The sequence below is a fragment of the uncultured Thiodictyon sp. genome, assembly GCF_903946935.1.
Classification (GTDB): Bacteria; Pseudomonadota; Gammaproteobacteria; order Chromatiales; family Chromatiaceae; genus Thiodictyon.
This window is the reverse complement of the sequence record NZ_CAJAXH010000110.1, coordinates 1-4,672: the sequence shown is the minus strand read 5'-3', so window position 1 is coordinate 4,672 and position 4,672 is coordinate 1. Positions and strand designations below refer to the sequence as shown.

At 60.8% G+C, this 4,672-nt stretch carries 6 protein-coding genes and 2 pseudogenes; 5 read left to right on the top strand and 3 right to left on the bottom strand.

Going from position 1 to position 4,672, the window contains the following annotated elements; genetic code table 11:
* Nucleotides 1–137: putative PEP-binding protein (locus tag QZX93_RS27325; protein WP_366760093.1), on the top strand; the 137-nt coding region annotated here is incomplete at its 5' end.
* A gap of 174 nt (nt 138–311) precedes the next feature.
* On the opposite strand, the gene QZX93_RS09765 is transcribed toward QZX93_RS27325, so the two are convergent.
* From QZX93_RS09765 to QZX93_RS09755, 3 genes are all read right to left on the bottom strand, one after another.
* Nucleotides 312–2,012 (bottom strand): DUF262 domain-containing protein, encoded by a 1,701-nt coding sequence (locus QZX93_RS09765; RefSeq protein WP_295391199.1) that lies wholly within the window; start codon nt 2,010–2,012, stop codon nt 312–314.
* Between the two features lie 141 nt (nt 2,013–2,153).
* Nucleotides 2,154–2,513: a transcriptional regulator gene (locus tag QZX93_RS09760; protein ID WP_295391197.1), complete on the bottom strand. Its 360-nt coding sequence runs from the start codon at nt 2,511–2,513 to the stop codon at nt 2,154–2,156.
* 5 nt (nt 2,514–2,518) lie between these two features.
* Nucleotides 2,519–2,821 carry a type II toxin-antitoxin system HigB family toxin gene (locus tag QZX93_RS09755; RefSeq protein WP_295391195.1) on the bottom strand — a complete coding sequence of 101 codons (303 nt, stop codon included), beginning with the start codon at nt 2,819–2,821 and terminating at the stop codon, nt 2,519–2,521.
* Between the two features lie 48 nt (nt 2,822–2,869).
* Here QZX93_RS09755 and QZX93_RS09750 point away from each other — a divergent pair.
* The 4 genes and pseudogenes from QZX93_RS09750 to QZX93_RS09735 form a co-directional block, all read left to right on the top strand.
* Nucleotides 2,870–3,076, top strand: a pseudogene (locus tag QZX93_RS09750) (hypothetical protein); the annotation flags it as partial.
* Between the two features lie 98 nt (nt 3,077–3,174).
* Complete coding sequence (locus QZX93_RS09745; RefSeq protein WP_295394551.1) at nt 3,175–3,348, top strand: hypothetical protein; 174 nt, start codon at nt 3,175–3,177, stop codon at nt 3,346–3,348.
* 30 nt (nt 3,349–3,378) lie between these two features.
* A complete protein-coding gene (locus tag QZX93_RS09740) occupies nt 3,379–3,684 on the top strand; it encodes a DUF4351 domain-containing protein (RefSeq protein ID WP_295391191.1) in 306 nt (101 codons plus the stop codon).
* A 6-nt stretch (nt 3,685–3,690) separates the two neighbouring features.
* Nucleotides 3,691–4,672, top strand: a pseudogene (locus QZX93_RS09735) (putative PEP-binding protein); the annotation flags it as partial.

Genomic DNA, 4,672 nt, shown 5'->3' with positions numbered 1-4,672 from the left:
GCGGTGAGCATGGCGGCCACCCGGCGGCCATCGACTTCTGCCACCGCATTGGGCTGGACTATGTGTCCTGCTCCGGTCCGCGCGTGCCGGTCGCCCGACTGGCGGCGGCCCATGCGGCGCTGAAGACGCCGCAGTAAGGAGCGGAGCCGGGGCGTTCCGCCCCGGCGTCGGGGGCGGGATGCCTCCCAGTCCTCGCCGATCCGCCCGCGCATCCGCAAGGATGCGTGGGCGGTGTCGTTTTTGGGGCTGGATTTGGCTGCCTGCTTATTCCTCTATTCTACGGGGTGGCGGATGCGCCTTGTGTCTGACGGCTACACAGCCACGAACAGGGCCTCAAAATCAGCTTCCGTTAGGCCAAAAAGCGTGAGCGCTCGCTGGTGTATGAGTCTGGTTCTCTCCTCAATCATCGCGGGGAATTGACCTGGCTGAAGGATTTCCCACCTGAGCAGCCGTTCCTTCAGGTCCTCGTCTGAATACGGTGGCTGGTCACCAGGTTTCTTGAACCACTTATGGGGTGCGATGTCGGACTTGTTTAAATTGTCCTTTCCGCGCAGGAAGTGGAAATTTGCGTAGTGGTTCGTTTCCTCTGGGGCTGTACCGTGTTTTTCTAAAGTTGAGCGCGGGAAAATGTGGTCGCGCTGCAGATTCTCGGGGTTGTTGTCGATGGTGATGCCACCGTGCGCGATGTTCAGGGTAAGATCCAGATGGCGTCCGAGCAACCCGGCGAGCGTGCCAATGCCGTAGTTATTCCTTACGAGGCACGCGAGACGCCTTATGGGAAACGACTCGCCCTTCACACAGTCTGTCCGCGCGAATGCTCCCATTCGAGCCTCTGCGCCGGCGAATATGCCGCTCATGAGCGTGAGGTAGAGAGCAACGACCAGGCGTCGCTTCTCCGATGGCTGCGGGTGCGGATTGAGAAAGAAATATTGTACAAACGGGAGCAGGGAGTTATGGCCGCCGCGGAAAAACCGCTCCGAGGTGATCTTGCAGTCGTCCATCAGGAGTAGCGTTAGCGATTTCCATGCTGTCTGAACCGCGGGGAGCGACGCCGGTAGTTTGCTCGCTAGCTCTTCCACGCGTCCCCGAAAGGCGACCAGTCGATCAAATCGGGTCTCGGAGCCATTTGCGATAAGCAGGCTCTTCAGAACGTCGTCGCGCGTAATATTGAAGGGGCGTTTGTCATTGATGTCCTTCACCGCACGGTAGATCTCCGGTTGGATGTCGTTCCATTTGAGATCCAGCAGGCTCATCAACAGGTCAGATTTCTGAAGCACCAAACCGCCCGAGTTCACACGAACGAAGATCTCCAGGATCTCCTCAATCGGCATCGGCTCGGTTGCATCTTCGTCGATCAGATGGATTTGTAGTGCCGTCTTACTGGCCAGTGCTGTCGCGCACTGAAGGTAGCCGCTAGTCATCCGCTGCGTCTGCTCCGGATCGAGCCCAAGTTCTGTCGCGCGCTCATGTGCCTTTATTCCCGCGCGAGCTGGCTGGATTTTCGTCAGGTCGCAAAGCTTCACGAATACTTGGCGTTCCGCAGGAGCATTCCTCTCTCCGGTGTCTCGGGGCCACGCATTGAGTGGATTCGCCTCCTTTTCCGTCAGAAATCGGCAGTCCCAGTAGGCGTTCCCAGGGTCCTCCTCCCCCTTCTCGCCGCTTAACACGTCAACGAAAAGCCTTCTGCCGTTATAGGTGCCGCTGATGGCGACGAACAGACTTGTCAGCCGCTGCTGACCATCGAGAACGAGATAGCGTTCAGTCGAATGATCGCTCTCAAAATCAATGGTGATTCCGGCATCCATATCCAAGTCCTTTTGGAAGCGTCGGAACCGTTGCATCGTTGCTGTCTTCCACAGAAGCGCGGTTCCCAAAGGGAACCCTCGAAGCAGGCTGTCAACGAGTCTCGTGATGCGGTCATCCTTCCACACGAATGGCCGCTGCATCGCGGGGAGGACGATCTTACCCCCATCGACCTGTGCCATCACGCCGTTGAGCGTCGGATCGAACATATTATGGGTCCCTCTGGTTGCTGATAGACGCTGAAGCGCGGCCATTTCTCCCAATGGGAGTCAGCGCTTCATATTTCACGGTTCGCAGCAGGCGAACGAAAACACCCGGGGTCGTATGGGCCAACGGTTTGAGATCCGACGTTAGAGGCCAATCAGGCTTTCCGCCGGAATCCCGAGTCCGTGATGCAGCCGCCGAATCATCGCCAGGCTAAGGGTGCGTTTGCGTGTGAGCACTTCATAGACCCGATGGGGTGGACCGATATAGGGTTTCATATCGGCCACCGTCAGGCCTTGCTGCTCCATCCTGAACTTGATGGCCTCGATCGGATCGGGTGGCGGCACGGGATGATGTTGCGCCTCGTATGCCTGTACCAAGGTCGTCAGCACGTCCAAGCGGTCCCCCTCTGGGGTGCCCAGCAGCGGATCGTCATACATCAGCGACGCGATCTCGTCTAGCGCCGCTTCGTAATCGGGTTCGGTCCGGATCGGACGAATATCCATTGCGGTCACCTTCTTTCCACCGTTTCGGCATCAATGCGGTCATACTCCGCATGGGTGCCGACAAATTTGATGAACACCAGTCCTGTATGATAAGCCAGGGTCGCGACAAGGCGATAGTCGTTGCCCTTGATGTTGAAAACCACGCGGCGTCCCTTGAGGATGCTGGCATTGCCGAACTGCGCCTTGACATCTGCCGGTGTGTGCCATTGGGCACGGCTGACCTCATCATGCCAGGCGCGTAGTGGCTGTTCTGCATCTGGATGTCGTGCCCAGATCTCGCGCAAGGTTTTCAAAGCAACGATTCTCATGGACTGATCTTAGTCCCGTGGTGGGACTGACGCAACCAGGAGGTCCAGGAACAGATGCTATTCCCGCGCCTGGACCCCAAGGCCAAGGTGACCGCGGTCGCCTCCGGCCAGCCGGCCTCCCCCGGCGCCGCCTCCGGCATCGCGGTGTTCGGCGCCGACCGCGCCGAGATGTTCGGCAAGGAGTAGGGGCTCAAGGTGATCCTGGTGCGTGAAGACACCAAGCCGGAAGACATCCAGAGCTTCTTCGCCTCCGAGGCATCCTGTCCCCCGAATCCCACGCTGCCGCTGGTGGACTGCGCTGCGCTTGTCCTCCCGACTCCGGCGTCTACCGCCGCGAGCACGACGGCTTCGGTGTGCGCTTGCGGTTTCGCGTCCAGGCGCTGCCGGACTGGGACGAGGACGAACTGATCCGGCGTGCGGAGATCAACCCATTCGCCGTCGTTGCGCTGGCCCAACTGGCAGCCCATCGGCGTGTCGGAGACCCTGAGCGCAAGGTACGCAAGGGCGAGATTATCGCCGTGCTGTAGCGTTACCGCTATGCCCGCGACGACGTGCTGATGCTCTTGCGCTTCATCGACTGGCTGATCCGCCTACCTCGCGCCCTGGAGCGCGCACTTCGTCAAGAGTTGGCTGAATTAGAGGAGCAGACCAAAATGTCTTATGTTACGAGTTGGGAGCAGTTGGCCCGCGAGGAAGGCGAGCAGCGCGGCGAGGCGAAGGCGCTACTGCGGTTGCTACAGGTCAAATTCGGGCCAATGACGCCCGACATTGAGTCCCGCGTTCAGACCGCCGAACCGGCGCAACTGGATGTCTGGCTGACGCGCATCCTGACCGCTGCGACCCCGGAGGACCTTTTCAGATAGAGCGGCAGCCTGGAGCAGATGCTATTCCCGCGCCTGGACCCCAAGGCCCAGGTGACGGCCGTGGCCTCCGGTCTGCCGGCCTCCCCCGGTGCCGCCTCCGGCATCGCGGTGTTCGACGCCGACCGCACCGAGATGCTCGGCAAGGAGCAGAAGCTTAAGGTTGTCCTGGTGCGTGTACGCCAAGCCGGAGGACATCCACGGCTTCTTCGCCTCGCAAGGCATCCTGACCTCGCGCGGCGGCAAGACCTCGCACGCGGCGGTGGTCGCCCGCGGCATGGGCAAGTGCTGCGTGGCCGGTGCCGAGGGCATTCATGTCGACGTAGATCGGCGCATCGCCATCGTCGGCGACACCAGCTTCAAGGTTCAATGACCCGGCGCGCCTGCCGATCGTCATCGACATGATCGTAGCCGATACCAAGGAAGAGCGTCAGGCGGCGCTGGACCGTCTGCTGCCGCTGCAGCAGCAGGACTTCAAGTCACTGCTCGAGGTGATGTCCCTCTCCCCGGTGGTCATCCGCCTGCTGGACCCGCCGATCCACGAGTTCCTGCCCAACGAGAATGTTTTGGTGCGCGAGATCGCCGAGCTCCAGCAGTTGGTCAAGAACGCCCATGGCCTGACCGGGCTGGGTGCGGCCATGACGCTGATGCAGGCCCCGGACAAGGTCCGCGCCGACGTCGACGGCCTGGGTCGGCAACTCGACCCGATGTTGGTGGAGTCGGTCATCGTCAAGAAGGAGCGGAGGAGATCAAGGCGCGCACCGGCAAGCCGGTGAAGTTCCAGTTCGGCACCATGATCGAGGTGGTGCGCGCCTGTATGCGTGCCGACTCACTGGCCGAGGAGTCCGATTTCTTCTCCTTCGGCACCAACGACCTGACCCAGGCGGCCTTCTCCTTCTCCCGGGAAGACGCCGAGAACAAGTTCCTGCCGCTCTACACCGAGTCCGCCGTCCTGCAGGACAACCCCTTCGAGGTCCTGGACGAGAAGGGC

Coding starts and splice junctions, on each gene's coding strand:
- QZX93_RS09765 (WP_295391199.1), bottom strand. CDS start 2,012: ATGTTCGATCCGACGCTCAACGGCGTGATGGCACAGGTCGATGGGGGT.
- QZX93_RS09760 (WP_295391197.1), bottom strand. CDS start 2,513: ATGGATATTCGTCCGATCCGGACCGAACCCGATTACGAAGCGGCGCTA.
- QZX93_RS09755 (WP_295391195.1), bottom strand. CDS start 2,821: ATGAGAATCGTTGCTTTGAAAACCTTGCGCGAGATCTGGGCACGACAT.
- QZX93_RS09740 (WP_295391191.1), top strand. CDS start 3,379: ATGCTCTTGCGCTTCATCGACTGGCTGATCCGCCTACCTCGCGCCCTG.